General features: G+C 59.2%; 21 protein-coding genes. 17 read left to right on the plus strand and 4 right to left on the minus strand.

The features are described 5' to 3' along the window. Positions 1–627 precede the first annotated feature (627 nt). Positions 628–996 carry a response regulator transcription factor gene (locus tag AC0L20_RS34160; protein ID WP_473294864.1) on the plus strand — a complete coding sequence of 123 codons (369 nt, stop codon included), beginning with the start codon at positions 628–630 and terminating at the stop codon, positions 994–996. A gap of 171 nt (positions 997–1,167) precedes the next feature. Beyond that, positions 1,168–7,209: an AAA family ATPase gene (locus tag AC0L20_RS34165; RefSeq protein WP_473294865.1), complete on the plus strand. Its 6,042-nt coding sequence runs from the start codon at positions 1,168–1,170 to the stop codon at positions 7,207–7,209. A 1,280-nt stretch (positions 7,210–8,489) separates the two neighbouring features. On the opposite strand, the gene AC0L20_RS34170 is transcribed toward AC0L20_RS34165, so the two are convergent. Continuing rightward, complete coding sequence (locus AC0L20_RS34170; RefSeq protein ID WP_473294866.1) at positions 8,490–8,843, minus strand: VOC family protein; 354 nt, start codon at positions 8,841–8,843, stop codon at positions 8,490–8,492. Between the two features lie 178 nt (positions 8,844–9,021). Then, positions 9,022–9,393 (minus strand): DUF488 domain-containing protein, encoded by a 372-nt coding sequence (locus AC0L20_RS34175; protein WP_473294867.1) that lies wholly within the window; start codon positions 9,391–9,393, stop codon positions 9,022–9,024. A gap of 191 nt (positions 9,394–9,584) precedes the next feature. On the opposite strand from AC0L20_RS34175, the gene AC0L20_RS34180 reads away from it, so the two are divergent. The 3 genes from AC0L20_RS34180 to AC0L20_RS34190 all read left to right on the plus strand — a co-directional run bounded on the left by AC0L20_RS34180 (position 9,585) and on the right by AC0L20_RS34190 (position 11,094). Next, positions 9,585–10,106, plus strand: coding sequence for a DUF4142 domain-containing protein (locus AC0L20_RS34180; RefSeq protein ID WP_473294868.1), 522 nt, complete (start codon positions 9,585–9,587; stop codon positions 10,104–10,106). Between the two features lie 8 nt (positions 10,107–10,114). Next, positions 10,115–10,432, plus strand: coding sequence for a cupredoxin domain-containing protein (locus AC0L20_RS34185; protein WP_473294869.1), 318 nt, complete (start codon positions 10,115–10,117; stop codon positions 10,430–10,432). 86 nt (positions 10,433–10,518) lie between these two features. Next, on the plus strand, positions 10,519–11,094 hold the full coding sequence (locus tag AC0L20_RS34190) for an FUSC family protein (RefSeq protein WP_473294870.1): 576 nt from the start codon (positions 10,519–10,521) through the stop codon (positions 11,092–11,094). 111 nt (positions 11,095–11,205) lie between these two features. Here the strand turns inward: AC0L20_RS34190 and AC0L20_RS34195 are convergent, their stop codons facing one another. After that, complete coding sequence (locus AC0L20_RS34195) at positions 11,206–11,655, minus strand: hypothetical protein (protein WP_473294871.1); 450 nt, start codon at positions 11,653–11,655, stop codon at positions 11,206–11,208. Between the two features lie 903 nt (positions 11,656–12,558). Between AC0L20_RS34195 and AC0L20_RS34200 the strand changes: the two genes are divergently transcribed. The 12 genes from AC0L20_RS34200 (at position 12,559) to AC0L20_RS34255 (ending at position 24,662) form a co-directional block, all read left to right on the plus strand. Next, positions 12,559–13,686: a catalase family protein gene (locus AC0L20_RS34200; protein ID WP_473294872.1), complete on the plus strand. Its 1,128-nt coding sequence runs from the start codon at positions 12,559–12,561 to the stop codon at positions 13,684–13,686. Between the two features lie 528 nt (positions 13,687–14,214). Beyond that, positions 14,215–14,424, plus strand: coding sequence for a formate dehydrogenase (locus tag AC0L20_RS34205; protein ID WP_143273265.1), 210 nt, complete (start codon positions 14,215–14,217; stop codon positions 14,422–14,424). An 11-nt stretch (positions 14,425–14,435) separates the two neighbouring features. Continuing rightward, on the plus strand, positions 14,436–17,381 hold the full coding sequence (locus tag AC0L20_RS34210; RefSeq protein WP_473294873.1) for a formate dehydrogenase subunit alpha: 2,946 nt from the start codon (positions 14,436–14,438) through the stop codon (positions 17,379–17,381). Between the two features lie 12 nt (positions 17,382–17,393). Continuing rightward, positions 17,394–17,996: a formate dehydrogenase FDH3 subunit beta gene (fdh3B, locus tag AC0L20_RS34215; protein WP_473294874.1), complete on the plus strand. Its 603-nt coding sequence runs from the start codon at positions 17,394–17,396 to the stop codon at positions 17,994–17,996. A gap of 43 nt (positions 17,997–18,039) precedes the next feature. Next, the gene (locus AC0L20_RS34220) at positions 18,040–19,038 is read left to right on the plus strand and encodes a formate dehydrogenase subunit gamma (RefSeq protein WP_085351002.1); all 999 of its coding nucleotides are present in this window, start codon (positions 18,040–18,042) and stop codon (positions 19,036–19,038) included. Between the two features lie 107 nt (positions 19,039–19,145). Beyond that, positions 19,146–20,876: a 4Fe-4S binding protein gene (locus AC0L20_RS34225; protein WP_473294875.1), complete on the plus strand. Its 1,731-nt coding sequence runs from the start codon at positions 19,146–19,148 to the stop codon at positions 20,874–20,876. After that, positions 20,873–21,406, plus strand: a complete 534-nt coding sequence (locus AC0L20_RS34230; RefSeq protein WP_085359285.1) for a DUF6505 family protein — start codon at positions 20,873–20,875, stop codon at positions 21,404–21,406. The genes AC0L20_RS34225 and AC0L20_RS34230 overlap by 4 nt, the downstream gene beginning before the upstream one ends. Beyond that, positions 21,403–22,410 (plus strand): DUF6352 family protein, encoded by a 1,008-nt coding sequence (locus AC0L20_RS34235; protein WP_473294876.1) that lies wholly within the window; start codon positions 21,403–21,405, stop codon positions 22,408–22,410. Before AC0L20_RS34230 ends, AC0L20_RS34235 begins: the two co-directional genes overlap by 4 nt. Next, complete coding sequence (locus AC0L20_RS34240; RefSeq protein ID WP_473294877.1) at positions 22,407–22,910, plus strand: DUF3305 domain-containing protein; 504 nt, start codon at positions 22,407–22,409, stop codon at positions 22,908–22,910. Before AC0L20_RS34235 ends, AC0L20_RS34240 begins: the two co-directional genes overlap by 4 nt. Beyond that, the gene (locus tag AC0L20_RS34245) at positions 22,907–23,539 is read left to right on the plus strand and encodes a DUF3306 domain-containing protein (RefSeq protein WP_473294878.1); all 633 of its coding nucleotides are present in this window, start codon (positions 22,907–22,909) and stop codon (positions 23,537–23,539) included. Before AC0L20_RS34240 ends, AC0L20_RS34245 begins: the two co-directional genes overlap by 4 nt. 47 nt (positions 23,540–23,586) lie before the next feature. Next, complete coding sequence (locus tag AC0L20_RS34250) at positions 23,587–24,195, plus strand: TorD/DmsD family molecular chaperone (protein WP_473294879.1); 609 nt, start codon at positions 23,587–23,589, stop codon at positions 24,193–24,195. Between the two features lie 251 nt (positions 24,196–24,446). Further along, positions 24,447–24,662, plus strand: coding sequence for a hypothetical protein (locus AC0L20_RS34255; protein WP_473294880.1), 216 nt, complete (start codon positions 24,447–24,449; stop codon positions 24,660–24,662). 20 nt (positions 24,663–24,682) lie between these two features. Here AC0L20_RS34255 and AC0L20_RS34260 read toward each other — a convergent pair whose 3' ends face one another. Then, the gene (locus AC0L20_RS34260; protein ID WP_473294881.1) at positions 24,683–24,895 is read right to left on the minus strand and encodes a DUF3551 domain-containing protein; all 213 of its coding nucleotides are present in this window, start codon (positions 24,893–24,895) and stop codon (positions 24,683–24,685) included. Between the last annotated feature and the right edge of the window lie 61 nt (positions 24,896–24,956).

Here is a 24,956-nt window from a genome sequence, read left to right on the forward strand (position 1 = left end):
CCTTCGGTATGACCCAGTCAACGCCTCAGTCTGATTCTCTCGATCCGCGGTTTCCGAAGATGGTCGCTTGGGTAACGGAGCCGGGATGGTTGGTCATCGCGGCGCGACGCCAGTTGGGGTGGACGTGCGTGCCAGGCCAGGGAAAATGCCTACCGGAGCCCGTCGCGAAGATTTTTCGGTGCGACGAACGTACATTCCCGGTCATCGCGCCGGTTTATACCGGGCTGTCTCGGTCGCGGCCGGACGACGATTCGGGTTTGCCGCCGGGATGACGCACGTGAACAGAAGGGCGGCCTGGTCCGAAACGCTGCAGAAGTTGGCTGGAGGCCCGGTGCCGGTCCGGAACAGCGAGTATGTCGTGGAGGCGTACCACAGACACATACCGCCCGCTCGGCGGATTGGAGGTTTCTCCGAACGTTCAGTAGTTCGTCGATCCGGGCGGGGCGAGCCAGAACAGGCATGTCGTCGTATTCGGCGTGCAAACGGTGGCCAATATCTGACCTGTCGACCGTGCCTGCATCACCACGTCGCAGGCTATAACACTCTTGTATAATTTCTGGGCATCCGGGGCCCGTGCAAAGTTTCATTTCCCCCGCTTTTTCAGTCAATTGGGGGCATGGGTGCTGTGTGGCAAGACATCTCGAAATCGCGGTCATCGACGATGACGAGTCATTCCGAGTAGCGCTCGTGGAATCGCTGTCCTCGCTCGGGTATCGGTCCAGCGGGTACGCCTCCGCCGAGGACTATATTCGTGTGATTGGGGGCGATTCTTTCGATTGCGTCGTTTCGGACATTCACATGCCCGGCATGAGCGGGCTGGATCTGATGAAACACCTCGCCGCTCGGGGATCAAGGACGCCTGTCATTTTGATCACGGCACGTTCAGACGCAAACCTGCAGGCCAAGGCCTCCGTTGCGGGTGCCGTGTGCCTGCTCAGAAAGCCTTTTGAAATAGACGAGCTGACCACGTGCATTGAAGGAGCCGTGAAGGACTGAAGCGCAATTGTGACCATACGCGCACCGGTTCGCGCTTTGCGAATTCTGGGGCAGCTGCCGTATGATACCTTTCACCGGCAGCGATTTTGTCGTGAAAATCGTGGTTCGGGGCATTTGCGTTTCGCTGCAAGCACGGTCCAATGAGCAGAACAAGCGGGCGAAACGGTGTGGTTGAATGAGGCCGAAGATGGCAGCGCAGCGCAGATATTGTCGCACGAAGGCGGCATTCTTCTGCGCAGAATCCAGCGTCGGGACGCCGATGGTGATTCCAATTCGTCAACCGCAATGTTGGTTGCCCGCGATCGGGCAGCCCACGACAAGCTGAGCAGGCTTTTCCACGAATTCGAACTCACGGAATGCCTCGACCCCAATTGGGCCCTTCGCCCGCTGGAGTTCGTTCAGGAACACGGCCAAACTATTCTGGTGTTCGAAGACCCCGGAGGCGAGCTGCTTAGCGGGCTGTTGGATGCGCCTCTGGGAATTGAGACGTTCCTGCGGCTTGCCATCGATATCACTGCAGCCGTTGGCAAGATGCACCAGCGAGGTCTGGTCCACAAAGACATAAAGCCTTCCAATTTTCTAGTGAACAACCGTGATGGAGCGACCCGGCTCAAGGGCTTTGGAATAGCTTCGCGCATCCCACGCGAACGGCAGGCCCCCGGACCCCCGGAGTTCATCGCCGGGACCCTTGCCTATATGGCCCCGGAGCAAACCGGGAGGATGAATCGTTCGGTCGACTCGCGCAGCGATCTCTACGCGCTGGGCGTCACCTTCTATCAAATGTTGACGGGAAGTCTGCCGTTCGACGCCATCGATGCAATGGAATGGGTTCATTGCCATATCGCAAGGCAGGCGCGTGCGCCTAATGAAAGGACGAGCGGAATTCCCGATGTGCTTTCGTCAATCGTGATGAAGCTCCTCGCTAAGACTGCAGAGGGACGCTATCAGACGGCGGGGGGTGTGGAGGCGGACCTGCGTCGCTGTCTGATGGAATGGCAGCGCCATGGTCTCATCGAACCATTCCCGCTGGCTGCGCACGATACATCGAACCAATTGCTGATCCCGGAGCATCTCTATGGTCGGGAGTTCGAGATCGCGTCTCTGCTGGCATCCTTCGAGCGTGTGGTGGCGGGAGGCAGGCCGGAACTCGTTCTTGTTTCCGGCTACTCGGGTGTTGGCAAATCCTCCGTTGTCAATGAACTCCATAAACCGCTCGTCCCGCCCCGAGGCCGTTTTGCATCAGGCAAGTTCGACCAGTACAAGCGAGACATCCCCTATGCGACTCTCGCACAAGCCTTCCAGAGCCTGATCCGTCCAATTCTCGCGACGAAAGAAGAAGAGCTGGGCCGTTGGCGCGATGGCATCCGCGAGGCACTGGGTCCGAATGGCCAGCTTATGGTGGATCTCGTCCCGGAGTTAAAGCTCATCATCGGGGACCAACTGCCCGTTCCGGAACTTCCGCCGAAAGATGCGCAGAGCCGCTTCCAACTTGTCTTCCGTCGGTTCATCGGCGCATTCACGCGGGAGCATCCGCTCGCCCTGTTCCTCGACGATCTGCAATGGCTTGACGCGGCGACGCTCGATCTAGTGGCAGATTTATTGACGCACCCGGACGTCAATAATTTGCTGTTAATCGGGGCCTATCGTGACAACGAAGTGGCTGCCGCGCATCCGCTGATGCGCAGGCTCGACGCGATGCATCAGGCCGGAGCGACGCTACAGAGCATCGTACTCGCGCCTCTGACGCGTGAGAACCTGGAGCAGTTGATCGCGGATTCGCTTCGCTGTGAACCAGGACATGCTTGCCCGTTGGCGGGACTCGTCAAGGAAAAGACGACCGGCAATCCGTTTTTCGCCATTCAATTTCTATCTGCGCTCTTCGAAGAGGGATTGCTCATCTTCGATCAAATCGAAGGACAGTGGCATTGGGATCTAAATCGCATTCACGCCAAGGGTTATACCGATAACGTCGTGGACCTTATGGTGGGGAAGTTGAATCGGCTGCCCACCGAGACCCAGAAGGCGCTACAGCAGCTCGCGTGCCTCGGCAACAGCGCCGATTTTGCGATGCTACGCATGGTTTACCAGGAGTCGAGCGAGGAGATGCATGGGCAGCTGTGGGAAGCCGTCCGAACGGGCCTCATTTTCCGAACAGAAGATTCTTACACGTTTCTCCACGATCGTGTGCAGGAAGCCGCGTACTCTTTGATCCCGCAAGAATTGCGAGCAGCGGCGCATTTGCGCATCGGCATGCAGATGGCCTCACACACACCTCCAGACAAACTTGAGGAAGAGATCTTCGAGATCGCGAATCAACTCAACCGTGGCTCTCATCTGATCACGTCGATTGCGGAGCGCGAACGTATTGTGGAATTGAATCTGATCGCGGGCAGGCGCGCAAAGATTTCAACGGCTTACGCGTCGGCACTTAGGTATCTTCATGCCGGTCGCGGACTATTGATGGACGATGCTTGGAATCGCAACTACGACCTGGTCTTCTCGATTGAGTATCTGCTGGCAGAATGCGAATTGCTGACGGCTGATATGTCGAGCGCAGAAAGTCGGCTCTCCGTGTTAGTCGAACGGGCGAAAAGCGCTCATGATATTGCTCTTGTCACGCGCTTGCGACTAACGCTGTATGATTTTTTGGGTCGTAGCGATCGCGGCGTAGAGGTGTTCATCGAGTATGAGCGAGGTCACGGCAATCACTGGTCGCCACATCCCACCGACGAGGAGGTATCACGGGAATACGATCAAATCTGGTCTTTGGTGGGAACCCGGAAAATCGAACAACTCGCTGACCTACCCTTGATCACCAATCCGGATGTGCTCGATGTCCTAGATGTTTTTAATGCGATTGTGATGCCAGCGATGTTCACCGATGAGAACCTTCACGCTCTCGTGGTTTGTCGGATGGTCAGACTCAGCCTTGAGCATGGCAACAGTGATGCATCCTGCTTCGCGTATGTATCGCTAAGTATGCTCGCGGGGCCCCATTTCGGGGACTATGAGGCCGGATTCCAGCTCGGCAAGCTGGGCTACGATCTGGTGGAAAAGCACGGATTGCATCGCGCTCAAGCTCGTGTCTATTTGCGTTTTGGGAATTGTATCATGCCGTGGAGGCAGCACGTCAAAACAGGGCGCCAGCTTTTGCGACGGGCTTTCGACGCCGCGAGCGGGATAGGAGACCTCACCTTTGCTGCGTATAGCTACCACTACATGCTTACAAATCTTCTTGCGAGCGGAGATCCCCTGGCCGACGTGCAGCGCGAAGCTGAGACTGGCCTCGAGTTCGCAAGTAAAGTCGTGTTCGGTATCGTCATACATGTCCTCACTGCGCAGCTCGCGTTCGTTCGGACACTTCGAGGCCTGACAACAAAGTTCGGTTCGTTGAGTGATGGTCACTTTGACGAGATTCAGTTCGAGCTTCAATCATCGCGTAATCCGATGTGGGCGCTGGCGGAATGCCGGTATTGGATCCGAAAGTTACAAGCGCGGTTCCTTGCGGGAGATTGCTCCTCTGCAATCGAGGCATCGTTGAACGCTGAGCGGCTGCTCTGGACATCGCACTCCTTCTTTGAAGTGGCGGAGTATCACTTTTACGGCGCTCTCGCTCGCGCTGCGGCTTTTGATTCTGCAAGCGAGGGCTCGCGACAGCAACACTTTAAGGCGCTGGCCGATCACCACCGACAGCTTGCAATATGGGCTGACAACTGTCCCGAGAATTTCGAAAACCGTGCCGCACTGGTAGGTGCGGAAATAGCCCGGATCGAAGGGCGCGAACTCGACGCCATGCGCCTCTACGAACAGGCCATCCGTTCGGCCGGCGACCACGGTTTCGTTCACAACGAAGCGGTAGCCTATGAGGCGGCCGCCCGGTTCTACCATGCGGGCGGCTCCGAGACATCCGCCGGCGCCCATCTGCGCAAGGCGAGGGATTGTTATCTCCGATGGGGAGCCGAGGGCAAGGTACGGCAGCTCGATCAGCTTTACCCGAAGTTGGCTGGTCCAGAGGCACAACATCCCGTCGCGATTTTCGGTTCCCCGATCCAGCATCTGGACGTCGCGAGCGTCGTCAAGGCGTCGCAAGCCTTGTCCAGTGAGATCGTGTTGCCCAGGTTGATCGAGCGGTTGATGGAGATCGCAATCGAGAACGCAGGCGCCGATCGCGGCGTTCTGATACTGCCCTCAGGGGATGAATATAGGATCCAAGCGGAGGCGCGAGCGAGAGGTGATCAGATCGAAGTCACGATGCGCCAGGAGCCAATCACCGGGATAAATTGCCCCGAGTCCCTCGTGCGTTACGTCATCCGCACGCTGGAAAGCGTGATTCTCGATGATGCTTCCAAGCCAAATTTATTCTCCGGCGACGACTACTTGCGAGACCGGCAATCGAAGTCCATTCTATGCCTTCCCTTGATGAAACAGCGAGAACTGATCGGGATTCTCCTCCTTGAAAACGCGCTGATTTCACACGCGTTCACACCGGCTCGCATCGCGGTTCTGGAGTCGCTGGCGGGACAAGCAGCGATCTCGCTCGAAAACACCCGTCTCTATGGCGATCTTGCGCAAGCCGCCGAGCACCGGAAGCAGTCGGAGATCTATCTCGCAGGCGAGAAGCACGTGTTAGAGATGATCGCCTCGGGGCAGCCTCTTCGAGAAGTGCTCGCCGCAATATGCAGGTTTTTTGAAGAATCCGCGCCGGAATGCCATTGCGGCATTTACCCGATCGACGGTCGTAACAAGATATTCGAATTCGGCGTCGCGCCCTCTCTTGCCGCGAGCTACACCAATCCAATCCGAGGGGCGTCGGTTGCTTCCGATGATTCTCCACGCGGCCGGTCAATCAGCGAAAGAACGCAAGTGATCGCCGAAGATATTGGATCCGACCCACGTTGGATGGACGCCCCGTGCCGGGCTCATGTTCTGGAACACGACTTGAGGGCGGTTTGGAGTACGCCGATTTTCTCACGGGAAGGAGCCGTCATCGGCACCGTATGCGTCTACCAGCGAGACCCCGGCAGTCCGTCCTCGCATCATCAGGAAACCATCGCACACGTCGCCCATCTCGCCAGCATCGCGATAGAGCGTTCGCAGGCTGAGGCCGGGCTCAAGCGAAGTGAATTCTACCTCACGGAAGGCCAGAGGGTAAGCTTGACCGGTACTTTCGCGTGGGATCTGGCTACTGATGAGATCTCATTTTCAGACCAACTCAAGCGCATCTGGGAGTTCGAGCCATTTACCGAGGTCACCTATGATATGCTTAGTGAACGCACCCATCCGGACGACCTTGCAAGGCTGTATCACTACAGGCAGCGGATGCGTGCGGGACTTACCAATCCGGACTACGAATTGCGGCTGCGGATGCCGGATGGTCGGATCAAGTATCTCTGGGTGAGCGCGCGCGCGATGAGTCACGAGGGTGGGCGACTGGAATGTCTCGGTGCTGCTCAGGACATTACACGACGCCGGCTTGCGGAAGATGCGCGTGACAAGGTTCGATCGGAGCTGGCGCATGTAAGCAGGGTTGTCAGCCTCGGAGCATTGACGGCGTCTATTGCGCACGAGGTAAACCAGCCGCTGGCGTCCATCCTGACGAGCGGTGAGACTGCACTACGCTGGCTGAACCAACCGGAACCCAATTTCGAGAAGGTGCAGCAGGTCCTGAAGCGTGTCGTCAATGATGCGCGCCGTGCAGCTGACGTCATCGACCGTGTTCGTACGATGGCAAGCAAGGGGGCGTCGAGGCGGTCGGAGACCGCGCTCGCTGACATCATCAAGGAATGCACGGCTTTATTGCATCAGGAATTCCAATCGAAGAATGTGTCGAATTCGCTCGATTTAGCGCCCGACTTGCCGAAGGTGATGGTGGACCGTACTCAGTTGCAGCAGGTTATCGTGAACCTTGTCGTCAATGCGGTACAAGCCATCACGATCTCGGAAGTGGCGCGCAGGGATATTGCCATTCGTACACAGCAGATCGATTCCGAAACGGTCTGCTGTATTGTGGAAGACAGCGGCCCTGGCATCGACGCCGAGCATCTGCCGCGCCTATTCGACAGTTTTTTTACGACTAAGGCGACGGGAATGGGGCTGGGCTTGCCGATCGCGCGGTCGATCATCGAAGCACACAATGGGACCATTCGAGCCGACAACAGCTCGAGCCTTGGCGGAGCCAGGCTCATCATTGAACTGCCTGCAAGCTTCGCGTGAGCCGTTGCCCGCGCCACGAATGTCACACTAGTGTCTAGGACGAGATTCATGGCGTCGATCGACGCCGGTTAAGCCCCTATTGTTTATAAAAGTTCAGAGTTGCGGTCCGAGAGGATATTGATGCCTTCGCACGCGCAAGACCTGGTTCTTTCGAATCTGCCGCCGAGCAGGACCTAGCAGAAGCTCGCCCTCAGCGTCGCGCTCCTGATAGTGCGGGCGGCGTTCCTCATAACGGCGACAGGAGAGCAGCAGGTCAAACTGGCGGCCGTGGACGCTTTGGTGCCTCTTTCTGGCATGGGAATGTTCGTGAGCGACTCGATCACCGCAGTGCTCCTATTCACGAAATTCTCTACAGTTCGCTCGTGCATTGCTGATCATCTCAGGGATGGCGTGTTTCAAATGATATTGCACGCGAATACGACAACAGCGCCTGCATCTATCTGACGGAAGCGTACTCATGCTTCACTTTCGATGTGTTCAGCGACGGGAGCGTCACCTTGATTTCGACGTCCGGATACACGCCCCACCACCGGTCGATGTCATTCATTTGGAAGAGTATTTCAAGAGCGACGTGGTCCCGTCTCTCGATACCGACCGCGACATACCACGCGACCCTGTTCATCAATCATAACAAAATGCAAACCGACCAGCTTAAGCAGATCCCGGCATTCAACGAATGACGTTTGCTGAAACTGGTGAGAGCGAATTCGGGTAGACGCTCGCGCCGTGGCTCTTGCGGACCAGACCGACAGCGTCAGTCTCGCGCAGCCAACGTTGTTCGACCGCAATCGTTTCCGGTGTACGCTCCAGACGTAGGTCTATCGGTGGGCTCGGCAAATCGGAAAGTCATAACATCACCCCTGAGGTTCAGCTTCGGACGCTCCGTCTTCCCCAATGTCAGGTCCGTTTTCTTGCGACCGGAATTCGAACCGGGCGTCGAGACTGCGACGTCGTCGGTGCCGCCGTTGAGATTGCGGATCACTGGCTTTACCGGGACGCCCTTGTTTGCAAGGTCGAGGCGGAGGCGGAGGCGGAGGCGAGGCGATAGCACATGCCGCCGTCTCGGCGGTATCGATGAAGCGTTCAAGCAGTCGGTGCGCCGCATCCCAGGTTCGCCGAACGGATCGGAAGGCGGCGGACGATCCGAAGGCAGATTGCAGGCGTTATCGCCCAGGGTACGTTAGCCGTAAGGGAAATCCGGCTCGCTTTGCCCGACCTCTATGATGTAGCCATCCGGATCTCGAATGTAGCAGCGCGTCTCATCATACTTGCCTTTTGGTTCAGTGATAAATTGCGCTCCACTTTCGCCACTGTTCGTAGCAGGCTTGAATATCCGCGACGCGAATGTTCAAGAAGCTGCTGACTGAATTGAGATCGGCTGGAACGTCGAGCGTCACAAGTGGTTTGTCGGATGTCGGGCCGCCCCCGACGTTGACAATCAGCCACGTATTAGCAATCTGAATATATCCAGGCGCCCCGTTGCTGTCGCCTCTGCTCAAGATGCGAGCTCCAAAGACCTTCTCGTAGAATAGCGCGGATCGTTCAATGTTGGTGACGGTAAGAAAGTGCGCAACTGTGATACCCTCATCTGGCGGCATTTTGTAGCGCTTCTGCTCGACCTGTACCTGGTTCATCAAGGGCTCCCAACTCGGGTGGTGTCCTATGCTCAGAAAATAGTGACTGCGCAAAAGTTACGGCGCGATCCTAAAATCGTGTCGCTCGTTGCTTGCGCTATGGGGAAGCCCCTTCCTTCCGCAAGCATCCGGTATTCTCGCCTGCCTCGAACGGCACACGGCCGGCGCCGGGCGCATTTCACTTTCGCCGTGGCCCTCTTGCCGCGGACTTCTTCAGGAATTCCGCAAGAACTACCGCGTGATTAACGGCTGTGTCACGGGCGGCATACAGCAACGTCGCCTTGCGGTCTCCAATTGCCTCAAGGATCTCCGTTACTGCAGGGTTCAACTTGAGCTCCTCTCGGTAGCGCCGCTTGAACTCGGTGAAACGGTCCGCACGATGACCGAACCACGTCCTCAGCAACGGTGTCGGTGCGATGTCCTTTTCCCAGCGGTCGATGGCGACGTCCCTCTTCCGCAGGCCGCGCGGCCATAATCGATCTACCAGAATCCTTTCACCGTCGCCGCGAGAGCAAGGTTCGTAAACTCTCTTGATCTCGATCGATCCCATGTTCGTTCCTTGATCGGCTCCGCCATCAGGGCGAAAACTGGAGGGCGCGTGACGAATCAATTGAAGCACGCGTTCGCGTTCCGCTCGATCATACCTAGATATGACCTGCCTTTCCGAAGGCGCGGTAGATGCCCGCATTGGCGTCGCTGATATTCAAGGAATAGAGAGCCAATGGACAGGAGTATCGCATCGTGATTACCCGCAGAAGCGCAGGGATATTAGCGTTCAGCATATGGGTTAGCGCCGCTTTCGCGCAAAGCGGGAAGCTGAATGATCCGCAGATTGCGCATATCGCTTATACGGCAGGCGTTATTGATGTTGCGGCTGCAAGGCAGGCTTTGAGCCAGTCGACCAATACGGACGTGAGAGCGTTCGCTGAAAATATGTTGCGTGACCATGAGACCGTGAACAACCTGGCTTTGGATCTGCTCCAGAAGCTCAAGGTCACGCCGGAAGATAACGACAGGAGCCGCAGCCTTTCTAAATCTGCTGCGGGCGAGTTGCTTGAGCTCGGAAAGCTAAAGGGTGCGGAATTTGACAAGGCTTACGTGTCGAACGAGGTTGCCTATCACAAGGCGGTTGATGACGCTCTTGAATCGACATTGATCCCGGGCGCGACCAATCCTGAACTGAAGAGCCTGCTCCAAACCGGTCTGAGGATCTTTCAAGGACACGCGCAGCATGCAGAGCATCTTGCGGCAAGCCTGAAATAGGACGGCGCATGGCTTCGAAATCGGTCTTGCCGGTTCTCTACCTCGCATTGTTGCTTGGTGCAGGATCTGCCAATGCGGAAGTCATCGTGGTCACGATGGATAATATGGCGATTTCGCCCCTGGAAGTTTCGGCTAAAGTCGGGGATAGAATTCAGTGGATCAATAAGGACGTGTTCGATCACACCGCCACTGCCAAAAACGGAGACTGGGACGTGGCGATTCCGGCAAAGACGACGGTTACGACGGTTCTGAAGAAGAGCGGGCCGGTCGCTTATTATTGCCGTTTTCATCCGAACATGACGGCGATTATCCGGATTGAGCCATGAGCCTCGGGCTGCCGAATGTTCGATCGATCGCTCGGCGGCGATGACGAGAACCATTCAAATTAGGTTTTAATTCCGCGAAGTGAAAGATGAAGAAGATCACGTTATCGGAATTGGCGTATGCGATCATGATGGCCGTCGCTTGCGCTGTTTCCTATCTTGTCACAAGCCGCGTGATCGGGCCGTTCATCGATCGGGGCGACAGTTTGTTGGGAGGAATGTGGGCCGCGGTCGCGACTGCCTTTGTGTTCCGAGAAACGCGCGTCGGGAGCCTAGCTGCCGGCGTCTCGCGGCTTGTAGCGACTTGCGTCAGCTTCGCCCTCTGTTCGATTTACATTGCTCTGCTTCCCGTCAACGCCGGAGGTATTGTCCTCTTGATCGGAGCGGGCGCAATCGTCATGCAGTCCTTTCGGCGACCGGAGGACATCATTACCACGTCGATCACGAGCATCGTGCTGATGGGTGTTGCGGCGATTGATCCGGAGCATGCTTTTGAGCAACCAGTGCTGCGTCTCTTCGATACCGTTACGGGCATCGGCATCGGTGTGCCGCTCAGGTGGGGCATATCTTGCGCGATGGCTCGCCCCGGCATTGTCCCGGGCTCGAAGGAGGGGATCATATCTTCCGCCGAGCGGAAGATCAGCGTACGACGCTCAAGCTTTTAGGTGCGGCGGATGTCAACTCGCTGGGTGGTAAACGGCTAACATGAGCGCTGTCGATCGGCGTATTGAGGCGTGAGCCTAGGGAAAGTACTTTGGTAGATCGCGTGGAACGCTTCAGTTTGATTGCCTCAATACATTTGAAAACGCATCTACGAAAGCGGGCGAAAGGCGTTCCTCGCTGAAGCAGACATAATACCCTTCGTCAACAACGTAGCTAGACAATGGCGGCTCGATTCTTCCTGACAGTCCCATTGAGGCGATCTGTCTCGTCCCTGTGGAAAGGTTTATGCACGCGTAATCGAAACGCGCGGCGGCCAGCGTCCTTAAACTGGCGAGACCATCTTCGTCGCAAACGAGTTCTGGGTGCGACAGCCATGGGTACACGTTGATGTCTTGTTTCGCCGAAACGTTAGTTTGGCGCTGCTCGCGCTCCTGTCTACGCGCTCGTATCGTCGTCCATGGTATTACGCCGGCCGCGGCCATCGCCCTGTTGAGCGCAATCGCGATCGTCCCGCTCTGGATAACGCGGAAGTCATTGCTTGATTCATGGCGGATAGTGGTCATGCTCGTATTCATGACCGAAGCCCTTATCAGCAGCTTCCCGGTCTCGGCGCGCTTCAACCTCGGTTGGTATGCCGTCACGACCTGCAGCTGGTTCCGGCAGCCTCATTCTGTTCGTCTTGCTCTATGAAATCTCTGTTGTTTTATGCGCGTCTGATTGGAGCCGTAAGAGCCCAGAGCCGCGAACGCGATGCGCCTTAATCACTGGCGGCGCGGTCGCTGCTACGATTGCGCATGAGATCAAGAGCCTCTGTCCGCAATCATCATGTCGGCCGAGACCAGCTTGCGCTGGATTGACCGCGCGTTGCCCGACCCGATAGACCGAACGAGCATTCTCGTAGATTGCGACAGACGGTCGTCGTGCGGGCGCAGTGATGGAGGGTATTCGGGTAAACTCCAAGGAGGAGAATCGAATCGTAACCTGGTTCGACGTCAATGTTCTTATCGATGAGACGCTGCCCTCGTGCACACCGATCTGCAGCAGCATCGCATATCGGTTCGTGCGGAATCGAAAATGCAGCTTCCGCAGATCAGGGGAGACCGAATTCAGCTCCAGCAAGTACTCTTGAATCTGATCACAAATGCCATTGAGTCGATGGCAGTGAGGCGGCGGTCCGCGAATTCTTATTCAGTCACACGATGGAAGCTTGCTGGTGTATCCGAACTCACCGCATGGTGCCATTTTCCGGATGATCTTGCATGTCGACAAGGCTGGATCGCCCGCCTCTGCGTGACCTGCCTCGTACTTTCGCCCCCGCGTCTGTGCAAGCATTGGTTTTGCTTGCAAAGCACCGCGGCCATAGAGTCCTAACACGAACGTATGGGCACGACGACACGTGTGGTGAATGGAGCTTCGTGGCCACGTGCCTTAGGAAACCAGGAGGCTGAAACAAGCGAGAGGTTCCGATGAACGCGCCTTTGAGTTTCCCGCGCAAGGCGGCTGATGCACCGATTCGTTTCAGTCCATCCGTGGAACGACTGGACCCTGACGAGGCAGCGACGATTGAAGGCCTGATTGCCACCATGCGATACGTCAACGAAAGGACGTTCGCCGATGGGAGGCACGCCATCCGTTCGGTTCACGCCAAAACCCAGGGCATTCTGGAGGGCTACCTGGAGGTCGATGCCGGCCTTCCGATCGAGTTGGCCCAGGGATTGTTCGCAAAGCCCGGCCGTTATCCGGTGGTGATGCGGTTTTCCACGGTGCCGGGCGATATCCTTGATGACAGCGTGTCCACGCCGCGCGGTCTAGCGGTCAAGATTATAGGCGTCGAAGGTGAGCGGCTCAGCGGGTCGGAGGGCGACGTCACCCAGGATTTTGTTCTGGTCAATGGGCCGGCGTTCGGAGCGCCGACCCCGAAGAAATTTCTGCCTGTCATAACGTTGCTGTCAAAAACGACCAACCGCGTGCAACGACTGAAGAAGCTGTTGTCTGCCGTGATGCGTCAGGTGCAGCGCGCGATCGTTTCCGTGACCGGCCAGCCGAACACGACAGTCGCCACCCTCGGCGGCCAGCCGGAAACGCATATTTTGGGAGAGACGTTCTACAATCAGGCGCCGGTGCGTTTCGGCGATTTCATCGCAAAAATCTCGGTCTCCCCAATTTCTTCCGAACTGGCAGCCCTCAAGGGGGCGGCACTCAACGTCAACGGCATACCGAACGGCATCCGCGAAGCCGTTGTCGCGTTCTTCAAGCAAAGTGGCGGCGCTTGGGAGGTGCGGGCGCAACTGTGCACGGATTTGAACCTGATGCCGATCGAGAACGCCGCCACTGTCTGGCCGGAGCAGTTGAGCCCGTACCGTCGAATTGGCCGCATTGAGGTGACGCGTCAAAACTCGTGGAGCGAAGCAAGATCATCTGTCGTTGACGATGGGATGCAATTCTCGCCGTGGCACGGTCTGGCGGCGCACCGTCCGCTCGGTGGTATCATGCGAGCTCGAAAAGAGGTCTACGCGGCGGCGAAGCGGTTTCGGGCGGCACGAAATGGGAGGGTGATCGAGGAGCCCCGTCAAAAGCCTGATTTGGGAGATTAGCAATCGCTGGCGTGCCGGACGGGTGCTCGGTGAGGGGGACGGTCATACTTTGATATGACTGGACCCCCCTAAATGACGTATAGCCGATTTTCGTTGCCGCTCGCATAGTGGACGTTCGTTGAGAGGTTGTCCCGATGTGATCGGCAAGAGCTCGGTTGTTCGGTCGTCTGTAGGAGTTGCGGGATGGGGGGACTGGCTAGGCGCAGCCAGCGTGGAAGGTGGTTAGTGCTCGACAAGATATCATGAAGTAGCGGGAAACTTTGCGTCGGGATTTAGGCCCCGCAGGAGAAGCTCTTGTTTAGGAATCGTGCGCTCCGCCGGAGACAGCAATGATCGGTGGCCAATGACGGGCCTAACGGGTTTGCGCCGTATCATGACAGCGTGATGGACGAGGTCGGTAGCCCAATTTCGATTTGGTTTGAGTTCGATGAGTTTGAAGTCGCCTTTGTGGCTCAATATGGTCACTGCGCGGAAGCGGGATGAACTTATGTGTGATTTTGCCTTCCATCACGCGGGAAAGGAGCCTCGATGAAGAGCTTTCTCCTGGCGAAAATGCGCCGCCGCGATTTCTTTCGGGCGGCGGCCGCAGGCGCCGCAATCGCTGCCAGCGGAACCGCTGCCTCTGAGACTGCCGCGGCTCAGCCTACCGGCGGCGCCAGCAAGCGGAAGGCCCGCTACCAGCCGAACTCGCCCGAGGTGCAGACCTACTATCGTGTCAACAATTATCCGGCCCGATAGGAGAAGTAGTCGTGCTTTTCAGAAAATCAGGGCATGGTCGAAATCAGGGATCCACATCGGCCGCTCCACAGCCCGGCAAAGTGGATCGTCGTAGTTTCCTTACCAAATCTGGTGTTGCCGTCGGTGCGCTGGCGGTGCTGGGCGAACTGCCGCTTGGCGGCATCCGCAAGGCGGAAGCCGGTCCGCCGGCTCCAGCCGGCGCCAAAGTTACGACGCGCAAGAATATCTGCACGCATTGTTCGGTGGGTTGTTCGGTGATTGCAAAAGTCTCGAACGGCGTATGGATCGGGCAGGAGCCGGACTACGACAGTCCGATCAATCGTGGATCTCATTGCTGCAAGGGCGCTGCGGTGCGCGACGACGTTCTGAGCCAGCGCCGGTTGCGGTATCCCATGAAGCTTGTTGACGGCAAATGGGTTCGGCTGTCTTGGGAACAAGCGGTCGACGAGATTGGCGACAAGCTTCTCGAGATTCGCGCGAGGTCCGGAGCGGATTCGGTGTACTGGCTTGGCTCGGCCAAGTTCACCAACGAAGCGGCCTATCTTAACCGAAAGCTTGCGGCGTTCTGGGGCACCAACAACTCGGACCACCAGGCACGGATTTGCCACTCCACCACGGTCACCGGCGTTGCCAATACCTGGGGGTATGGCGCGATGACCAACAGCTACAACGATATCCGCAATTCGAAGACGATCTTGATCATGGGTGGAAATCCCGCCGAAGCGCACCCGGTTTCGCTCCAACATATCCTCGAGGGCAAGGAGCTGAACCGCGCCAATATGATCGTCATCGACCCGCGCATGACGCGCACCGCGGCGCACGCCACCGAATACGTTCGGGTGCGCCCCGGTACGCACATCGCGACGATCTACGGCATGCTCTGGCACATTTTTGAGAATGGTTGGGAAGACAAGGAATTCCTGAGCCAGCGGGTTTATGGCGTTGATGAAGTCCGCAAGCAGGTGGCGAAGTGGACTCCGGCGGAGGTGGAGCGCGTCACGGGTTTGCCGGAAGCGCAGGTCAGACACGTCGCCGAAACGTTTGCCAAACAGAAGCCAGCGACGCTGATCTGGGCAATGGGACAAACCCAGTTCACGACCGGCACCGCGAATGTCCGTGCCAGCTGCATTTTGTTGCTGGCGACCGGCAATGTCGGTCATGCCGGAGGCGGGGCCAACATTTTTCGCGGCCATACCAACGTGCAGGGCGCCACCGATCTCGGCCTCGATGTGACGTCGTTGCCGCTCTATTACGGCTTGACCCAGGATGCCTGGCAGCACTGGTGCCGGGTTTGGGAGGTGGACTACGGCTGGATGGCATCGCGGTTCTCCAGCAAGGCCCTGATGGAAGGACCGGGGATTCCGAGCACGCGCTGGTTTGACGCGACGTTGCTTCCGAAGGCTCAGGTGACGCAGCCGGAGAGCGTGCAGGCGATGTTCATCATGGGTCACGGCGTCAACACCATCACCCGCATGCCGGAGGCCAAGCGGGGAATCGAAAAGCTCGAATTGCTGGTGGTGTGCGATCCGTATCCGACGGCTTGGTCGGTGCTTTCGGAGCGAAAGGACGGCATCTACCTGCTGCCGGCGTGCACCAGCTTCGAGATGGATGGTTCGCGTACCGCCTCAAACCGCTCGCTGCAATGGGGCGAGAAGGTCGTGGAACCGGTCTTTGAATCGAAGAACGACTACGACACGATGTACATGCTGGCGCGCAAGTTCGGGTTTGCCGACCAGATGTTCAAGAACATCAAGGTCGAGAACGGAGTGGTATCGGCCGAAGACATTCTCCGCGAGATCAACCGCGGCGGCTGGTCGACCGGCTATTGCGGTCAATCGCCGGAGCGGCTCAAGGCCCACATGAGGAACCAAGAAAAGTTCGACCTCGTCACCATGCGGGCGCCGAAAGACGACCCGGAAGTGGGCGGCGATTACTACGGTCTGCCATGGCCGTGCTGGGGTACGCCCGAGTTCAGGCACCCAGGGACGCCGATCCTCTACAATACCAATTTGTCGATCAAGGAAGGCGGCGGGACGTTCCGCGCGCGTTTTGGGGTGGAGCGCGTCGTCAAGCGCAAGGTGAGGGAGAACGGTCAGGAGAGCGAGAGGGAAGAACACGACAACCTGCTGGCCGAGGGCTCGTATTCCGTCGGTTCGGAGATCAAGGACGGGTATCCGGAATTTACGCTCGCGGTGCTGAAGAAGCTGGGATGGGATAAGGATCTCACGGCGGCAGAAATGGAGACCATTAATCGGGTTAATTCCACCAATCCCGACGCGGTGTCCTGGTCGCTCGATCTTTCCGGCGGCATTCAGCGGGTCGCGATCGAGCATGGCTGTTCGCCTTACGGCAATGCCAAGGCGCGCATGATCGCCTGGAATTTGCCCGATCCGGTTCCTGTGCACCGCGAGCCGATTTACACGCCGCGGCCGGAGCTCGTAGCGGACTATCCGACCTTGCCGGATGCGCGACAGTTTCGCGTGCCGAATATCGGCTTCACGGTTCAGAAGGCTGCGGTCGACCGCGGAATCGCCAAAGAGTTTCCCCTGATCCTCAGCTCAGGCCGTCTGGTTGAATATGAAGGCGGCGGCGAGGAGACGCGCTCGAACAAGTGGCTTGCCGAGCTGAAGCAGGAGATGTTTGTCGAAATCAATCCGGCGGATGCCGGTCCGCGCGGAATCAAGGATGGCGGATGGGTTTGGGTGACCGGCGCCGAGAACAGTTCGAGAGCGCGCATGAAAGCGGTCGTGACCGAGCGGGTCGGCAAGGGGGTCACGTGGATGCCGTTTCACTTTGCCGGTTGGTTCGAGGGCAACGATCTGCGCGCCAAATATCCCCCAGGGGCCGATCCCTTCGTACTCGGCGAGAGCGTGAATACGATCATGACCTACGGATACGATCCGGCGACTGGCATGCAGGAAACGAAAGCGACGCTCTGTCAGATCAGGGCGGCGTAAGGGAGCAGAGCCATGGCGCGGATGAAATTCCTTTGCGATGCCGACCGCTGCATCGATTGCAACGCCTGCGTCACCGCCTGCAAGAACGAGAACGAGGTGGCCTGGGGCATCAATCGCCGACGCGTCGTGACCATCAACGATGGCAAGCCGGGCGAACGGTCGGTATCGATGGCGTGCATGCATTGTACCGACGCGCCCTGTGCCGCGGTATGCCCGGTCAGCTGCATCTATCCGACCGAGGACGGTATTGTACTGCACTCCAAGGACCTGTGCATCGGTTGCGGCTATTGCTTCTATGCCTGCCCATTCGGCGCGCCGCAGTATCCCAAAGTCGGCAATTTCGGTTCTCGCGGAAAGATGGACAAGTGCACCTATTGCGCGGGCGGTGGCGGGACGGAAGCGCCCGGCAGCGCCGCCGAGTTCGAAAAATACGGCTCCAATCGCTTCGGTGAAGGCAAGCTGCCGCTGTGCGCCGAGATGTGTTCGACCAAGTCGCTGCTCGCAGGCGACGGCGACATCATTGCCCAGATCTACAAGGAGCGCGTCCTCAAACGTGGTTATGGCTCCGGCGCCTGGGGCTGGATGACCGCCTATCACGGGGATATCGAGATCTGACGGAAAACGCAGGGTGAACGAAATCACCTGGAGTAATGTCGCTATGATAGGCCTCGGTCGTATTCGTCTGCTGATAATTGCGACGCTGCTGCTTTGCGGAACGGTTGCGGTTCCGGCATTTGCGCAGAAGCTCGGCCCGGATGGGGCGCCGAACCCGACGGCGAGCGTTACGCCTCAACGCGATCTGCTGATGCTGGCGCCGCGCATCGAGGGGCGGATCGACATTCCGGACCGGAAGGCCAGCGTGCTGATCCAGCCGGCGGGACGGACCTGGGACTATTTCCACGAAGTGCTGCTGCACTGGGGTGCTGCGGTCGTGATCCTCGGCACCATCGTGCTGCTGGCCGCCGCCTATCTCATCATGGGCCGGCTCCGGATTTCGGCGGGGCGGTCCGGACGTACTGTCACCCGATTTCGGGCGTTTGAGAGATTCTCGCACTGGCTGACAGCGGTGTCCTTTGTCGTCCTCGGCCTCACCGGGCTCAACATCACCTTCGGAAAGATCGTGTTGTTACCCGTGGTCGGCCCCGAGGCTTTCTCGGAGATCTCACAAGCTGCCAAGTATGCCCATAATTTCACCAGCTTCTCGTTTGTAGCCGGCCTCGTTCTGATCGTCGGGATCTTTTTCAGGGACAATCTGCCCGCGAAGGTCGATATCGAATGGCTCAAGCAAGGGGGCGGGTTCATCAAGTCGAAGCATGCTCCCGCCGGCCGCTTCAATCCGGGCGAGAAGGCGGTCTACTGGCTCTCACTGGCAGCGGGCCTTGCGGTTTCCATATCGGGCTTTCTGCTGCTGTTTCCGTTCTACGAAACCACCGTTGCCGAGATGCAACTTGCGCACGTGACGCATGCCGTCGTCGCAGTGCTGTTCATCGCCTTGATCCTTGGCCACATCTATATTGGCACGCTCGGAATGGAGGGGGCGTTCGAGGCAATGGGCACCGGCGAAGTGGATTCGAACTGGGCGAAGGAACATCACGACGTCTGGCTGGCCGAACAGTTGGAGAAGGGCAAGGCCGGGTACTCCGCACCGGCGGAATAGGTCGGCGCCGCCGTGGTTCATTTTCGCGGACATCATCGCCGGAAAGGCAACTCTGTAAAATGCAGGACGGGTCTCAAGCGATTCCGGAAGGCGATGTAGGGGCGGGGATGCTGGCGTTGCGGGCGGCGGCTGCGGTTCCGACGCCGGACGTGCCGTTCGTGCGAGTCGAAAGCTCCGGCACGATCCTGGTGTACGGCCGGGACGAAATCGCGATCGAAGCCGGTCAAATGCTCGAGCAGCATCTCGACGTCACCGTCCTGATCCTGCCGTCCGGCTTGGTTGCCGGGCTCGGGGCGACCGACTTTCCCGTGGTGAAAGGAAAGATCGCGGTTGCCGGAGGCCATTTCGGCGCTTTTGCGCTAGTCATCGATGATTTTGCCTCGCCTGAGCCAACATTGCGCGGTGGCTTGCGGTATGGACCGTCGCGCAACGGCGCCCAATCCCGTTGCGATATCATTCTGGACCTTTCCGGCGGATCGCCGCTATTTTCGGCAGCCGATCTTCGTGACGGCTATCTGCGCGTCGATCCCGGCAATCGATCCGCGGTGCTGGAGGCCGTGCTCAAGGCGCGAGACCTCACAGGTGCGTTCGAGAAACCCCGATACGTCGGCTTCGATGCATCGCTATGCGCGCATTCGCGTTCGAATATCGTCGGCTGCAGCCGTTGCCTTGATCTTTGTCCGGCGGGTGCCATCCAGCCGGCAGGCGATCACGTCGCGATCGATCCGAACATCTGCGCCGGATGCGGGCAATGCGCCGCAGTTTGTCCGACAGGTGCCGCATCCTACGCGATGCTGCCGCCGGATGTGTTGGTGCGAAAGCTCCGCACGATGTTGCTCACCTATCACGCGGCCGGAGGCAGGCATCCGGTGGTCCTGTTCCATGATGAGGCGCACGGCAGCCCCATGCTCGACGCCCTGGCACAGTTCGGCGATGGACTGCCTGCGCATGTGCTGCCGTTCGCCGTCAACGAGACCACCCAGGTTGGGCTGGAAGGCATCGTAGCCGGCTTTGCATATGGCGCATCGGCTATCCGCTTCCTTCTGCGAGGCAGGCTCCGTCACGATGTCGCTGGCTTGAGGCAGACGGTCGCGCTGGCCGAACCGATCCTGCAAGGGCTGGGCTTCGCCGGCCCCCGTCTTGCAATGCTCGAGACCGACGATCCGGATGTCGCCGGTGTCGCCTTGCGAAAGATTCCATGCATGCCGTCCGCGCCGCGGCCGGCAAGCTTTCGACCCACTGGCGGCAAGCGCGAAGTGTTGCGGTTCGCCCTGCGCGAACTCCATCGGGCGGCGCACGAACCCGTCGACATAGTCGCGCTGCCAAAGGGGGCGCCATTCGGGGCGGTCGAAGTCGACACGGGTAACTGCACGCTTTGCCTGTCCTGCGTGTCGGCATGTCCGACCGACGCGCTGCGGGATGACCCGGAGCGGCCGATGTTGCGCTTTGTCGAGGACGCCTGCGTGCAATGCGGGCTCTGCCAGGTGACCTGTCCGGAACAGGTCATCACCTTGAAGCCCCAGATCGATTTCGGCGCTGCGACAGCGCCTGCCCGTGTGCTGAAGCAGGAGGAGCCATTTTGCTGCATCCAGTGCGGCAAGCCGTTCGGAGTGAAGAGCACCATCGATCGCGTCGTGGCTAAACTCGAGGGCAGGCACTGGATGTATACGGCTTCGTCGCGCCGCACCGACCTCATCAAGATGTGCGAGGACTGCCGAGTTGCCGTCGTCTCGGAGGGACATTTCGATCCCTATGGCGCGCCGGATCGTGCGCTCCGAACCACCGACGATTATCTGCAGGAAGGCGATCTCGCCGGCAAGCGGGGGCCGCGTCCGTGAAGCTGCTGCGCACCATTCAACTCGACGCCTCCGATTCGTTTGTCTTCGACCGGGCTGCGGTCCCGGGTGAATGGGCGGTTTCGGGCGCATTCGCCTTTCTCAACCGAGACATTCCGGCGCTGCGGGGCAAAATCCGGACGGCGTTTCGTGCCGGGTTTTTGGGAATTGGCTCGCTCGGTCGCTCCACCCTGGTTCAGATCGTCGACGCGACCGAGCAGGACCATGCCGATGTCGTTGAATTGCTCGCCGCGCAACTGGTCCGGAAGTTTGGTGCGCCTGATCTGGCCTCCGCAGGCGAGGCGGCGAGGGAAGAGGTCGCCTTTGCGGCCTCGCTCTGCGATCATCCTGATGGCGTCATCGTCGCCGTGACGCGGAGCCTCGAGGGCGGCTCGATCCACGAGGCATTCCGCTCGCTACGTCCCGCCGCGCAATCGCCGTCGCGGGCCTTCAGTTTCGTGGAGATCGTCGGCGAGCAGGATGCGGACGAGCATCTCGATCTTGCAACGCTCCGGAAAGGAGGACGACCTTGAGCGCGAAGCACGATTTCTGGCTCGGTTGCGGCCATCACCTGCTCGATCGCGACGCCACGAAAAGACTGGTGGTCACGGACGAATTCTTGAAGGTGTATCTGGCACGCGCCGAACTGGTGCCGCCACCCGAAGCCTGCCTGGCTGAACGGTCGCTCTACGACATCTTGCTGCACAATCCGCGGCAGGCGGTGACCTCGTCGCAGATTGCTGCGATTGCGGACCCGGATGCGCGCGAGAACTGGGAGGTGATGATTGCCTGGCGCGATCATCTGGTGAGGCATCGCACCCTTGAATCGGCCTATCTGGATATCATGCGACGAAATATCAGGCTGCCGCAGGTTTTTATAGGGCAGTTGATACAGGTCATTCTACGCAATGCGCTGAACGATTGCGACGATGCCCTTGTTCTGCGCGCTGCCGAGCTGTTCTTTCGTACGCAGAAGCTGGCAGTAGAAGGCAACTCGATCATCGCCTGGGACGAAGAGGCGAGTGTCGATCGGCGGCACCAGTCACCGCTGTTTGCCTTGCTGGGATTGCCGGCAGCCGTCGAGGCCGACGTGCTCAGCGATGCCACCGCCAGCAGTTACTGGGAGCGCAGCGACCGGTTCGACGTCGGGCTTGACCTGACGGCCGGACAACGTGGATCGGCCGCGTTGGGCGATGTAATCGCGCGCTGGATATCGCATTTGCTCGCGGTGAACGTCGCGGTCGAACCGGTGGCGGAACTGCGCGACGAACCGCTGTCGTGGTATGTCGGGTTGAGTGCCGACGCGACTCGGATCGGCGACGCGATCTGGAACGGAAATGACGTGGACAGCGAGCTGCGGGCGCGCCTGGTTGGCCTGTACCGGCTTGATTTCCGCGATCCGTCGGATGTGATCGAGAAGGTCAGGGGGGAGCCGGTATATTTGCTGGCAGCCATGACGGCCGACGAAGAGCTGCGGTTGAAGCCGCAAAATCTGGTGACCGGCTTACCAATCCGTTGTGAGGAGGCCGCGAATTGAGATCGACGATACTCGAAAGCGTTCCGGTGGGTGTCGTCGTCGAACGGCGCCGGGCGAAGAGTGTTTGGGCCGAGTTTCTCTGGCGGCCGGTTTCGGTGTTCGCCGGGACACCTTCGGCTGAACCGTGGACGGCGCTTGATGTGCAGGCGGAAAGCATGCTGTTCTACGCGGGTGAGGCCCTGATCGAACTTCACCGAACTGAGACGGCCTATTACCGCGATAATCTCGCATGCGGGACGCCGAAATTGTGGGTGGTGCTCGGCCCGACCGGATCCGACCGGCCGTACGAGCTGCTGGCGGTGACGGCCGATCCGGCGCAGGGGGAGGCTTCCACGGACGCGGGCAACAACCTCGTCGAGGCGGTGCCAATGCCGCAGGACATTCTGGCGATCGTCGGTCAATTCATCGCCACACATCACGTTGAGCGGCCCTTCATCAAGCGCCGGCGCCAGCCCGCTGAATTCGATCGCCAAAAGGACGGGCAGGGGAACGGGACATGACCGTGCCAGAAAGCTCGCTCTCACGATGGTCGCGGTTGAAACACGAGGCCGTTTCCAAGCGGCAGGCAGACACCGGGCAGGACGACACCCTGGCTGGTTCAGCCGGACCGGAGAATACGGAGCCTGAAACGGGATCGGGTGAGGGGCCGGTCGATCCGGTGGAGTTGCCATCGGTCGACACCATCACCATCGATACCGACATTCGTGCCTTTCTGAAAAGCCAGGTGCCGGCTGAACTGACCCGCGCGGCGTTGCGCCGGGCCTGGATCAGCGATCCGGCCATTCGCGATTTCGTCGGCATTGCGGAAAACCAATGGGACTTCAACGATCGAACGGCCATATCGGGCTTTGGTCCGCTGTTCGAATCCGATGACGTACCGGCGCTTCTCGCGCAGGCGTTTGGTCAGCCCGCCGAACCGGTCACCGCCATGGCCGAGTTGCCGACGGCGTTGGAAGCGCCGGCGGAAGCCGGAATTGTCGCGAAAATCGCAGAGCCAGATCTGCCTCACCTGCCGGCCGCTTTGAGTGAAACTGCTGACGAGGGCGCGGCGGTCGAGCAACCCGTTGCAGAACTGGAAGGTGGCGCGCCGTGGAAGCGCCGAACACATGGCGGCGCATTGCCGCAATAGGGAGTTCCAGATTGGCCGCAGTACCGGTTGCAGACGAGGACCGAACGATGCGGGAGCGCACTGCGCGCGGTTCTGACAGACATGTCGTCGATGAACTGGATCGCGCTCGTGCCCGCGAATACGGACTGCTGGCGAACTTGCTGGCCCGGGGGCCCAGTCGCGAGTTGCTCGGCCGGCTGTCGGCGCTGCAGGGCGACGCCACGCCACTCGGCAAGGCGCATGCGGCGCTCGCCGAGGCTGCGCGCCGATCCAGCGAAGCGGGCGCCGCGCGCGAATATTTCGACCTGTTCGTAGGACTGGGCCAGGGCCAGATCCTGCCTTACGCGTCCCAATATCTCACCGGCTCGCTGTACGGCCGGCCGCTGGTGGAATTGCGCGAGGCTTTCCAGCTTCTCGGTATCGAGCGGGTGAACCCGACCGAACCCGAGGATCACATTGCAACCCTTTGCGAGACGATGGCGGGCCTGGTCGGCGGCGCCATCTCCGGTTCGGACGGCTGCGATCGTGATTTCTTCGCAAAGCACCTGGCAACATGGGCCCGGCGCTTTTTCGCCGATCTGGAGCGCGCGCAGCCGGCCGTCTTCTACGCAAGTGTCGGCTCATTGGGCCGTGCGTTCGTGGAGATCGAGACCGGGGCCTATTCACTTCCTGCCTGATGGCAGGGCAACAGGGGAAACATCATGCGCTCGTTCATCGTGGCCTGCCTAGTCGCCACCGCCATAGCCGTCGGTTCCGCCGCGGTTCTCAACGCCTCGGTACAGCAATCGTCATCCGCCGCTTTCGCGGAAGGCAGCGTGAGACGCTGACCTTGTGCCCGCAAAAGAGGCGTCGCTGATCGACGCCTCTCCCCTGAACCATTTGCCAGCACCGCAGACCTATCTAGGGACTGCGAAAACGGAGGGCCACCATGATGCGCCTGATTATCGCTGCCATCGCCGTGGTCGCATTGCTTGCTGCCGGGGTCATGATGACACGTTGGCCGTCGACCTCCGTCGAGCTGGCGTCCGGAACCGCCGCCATGCCGTCCTTGCAGGAACTACATGTCACGGCCGAAGTACACAAGCTCCCCGTGCAGGAGATCGACGATCAAGCCTTGGTCTATACCGCCCAGGGAAAGTATTGAACGCCCTGGCTGACTCGCGATCAGCGTGCAACTAAGCCAGTCCCTGCATCAACGCGGCTGCGCCAGGCATTGCTGCGACGCCCTAGATTTCGATCATCGCTGTCGTCGCGAGCGGTCTTGCCATAACATTCCGCGTCAATGCCCGATGCGGTCGCCAGGCACTGCTCGTAGCTTGTGAAGCCGCAATCCGAGCCGCGTGTATCGAACGTCATGCAATAGTGCCCCGCGGGCACCGCCGGCCCGGCGTATGCCGCTGAGCCTCATATGTTGGCCAGTGCAAGTACTGAAAAAGCG

The organism is Bradyrhizobium sp. Kon58 (genome assembly GCF_055807455.1).

Excerpts from the sequence above, each read along its gene's own strand:
- AC0L20_RS34170 (WP_473294866.1), bottom strand. The coding sequence starts at position 8,843 with ATGAACCAGGTACAGGTCGAGCAGAAGCGCTACAAAATGCCGCCAGAT.
- AC0L20_RS34175 (WP_473294867.1), bottom strand. The coding sequence starts at position 9,393 with ATGGGATCGATCGAGATCAAGAGAGTTTACGAACCTTGCTCTCGCGGC.
- AC0L20_RS34185 (WP_473294869.1), top strand. The coding sequence starts at position 10,115 with ATGGCTTCGAAATCGGTCTTGCCGGTTCTCTACCTCGCATTGTTGCTT.
- AC0L20_RS34190 (WP_473294870.1), top strand. The coding sequence starts at position 10,519 with ATGAAGAAGATCACGTTATCGGAATTGGCGTATGCGATCATGATGGCC.
- AC0L20_RS34195 (WP_473294871.1), bottom strand. The coding sequence starts at position 11,655 with ATGACCACTATCCGCCATGAATCAAGCAATGACTTCCGCGTTATCCAG.
- AC0L20_RS34200 (WP_473294872.1), top strand. The coding sequence starts at position 12,559 with ATGAACGCGCCTTTGAGTTTCCCGCGCAAGGCGGCTGATGCACCGATT.
- AC0L20_RS34205 (WP_143273265.1), top strand. The coding sequence starts at position 14,215 with ATGAAGAGCTTTCTCCTGGCGAAAATGCGCCGCCGCGATTTCTTTCGG.
- fdh3B (WP_473294874.1), top strand. The coding sequence starts at position 17,394 with ATGGCGCGGATGAAATTCCTTTGCGATGCCGACCGCTGCATCGATTGC.
- AC0L20_RS34220 (WP_085351002.1), top strand. The coding sequence starts at position 18,040 with ATGATAGGCCTCGGTCGTATTCGTCTGCTGATAATTGCGACGCTGCTG.
- AC0L20_RS34225 (WP_473294875.1), top strand. The coding sequence starts at position 19,146 with ATGCTGGCGTTGCGGGCGGCGGCTGCGGTTCCGACGCCGGACGTGCCG.
- AC0L20_RS34245 (WP_473294878.1), top strand. The coding sequence starts at position 22,907 with ATGACCGTGCCAGAAAGCTCGCTCTCACGATGGTCGCGGTTGAAACAC.
- AC0L20_RS34250 (WP_473294879.1), top strand. The coding sequence starts at position 23,587 with ATGCGGGAGCGCACTGCGCGCGGTTCTGACAGACATGTCGTCGATGAA.
- AC0L20_RS34255 (WP_473294880.1), top strand. The coding sequence starts at position 24,447 with ATGATGCGCCTGATTATCGCTGCCATCGCCGTGGTCGCATTGCTTGCT.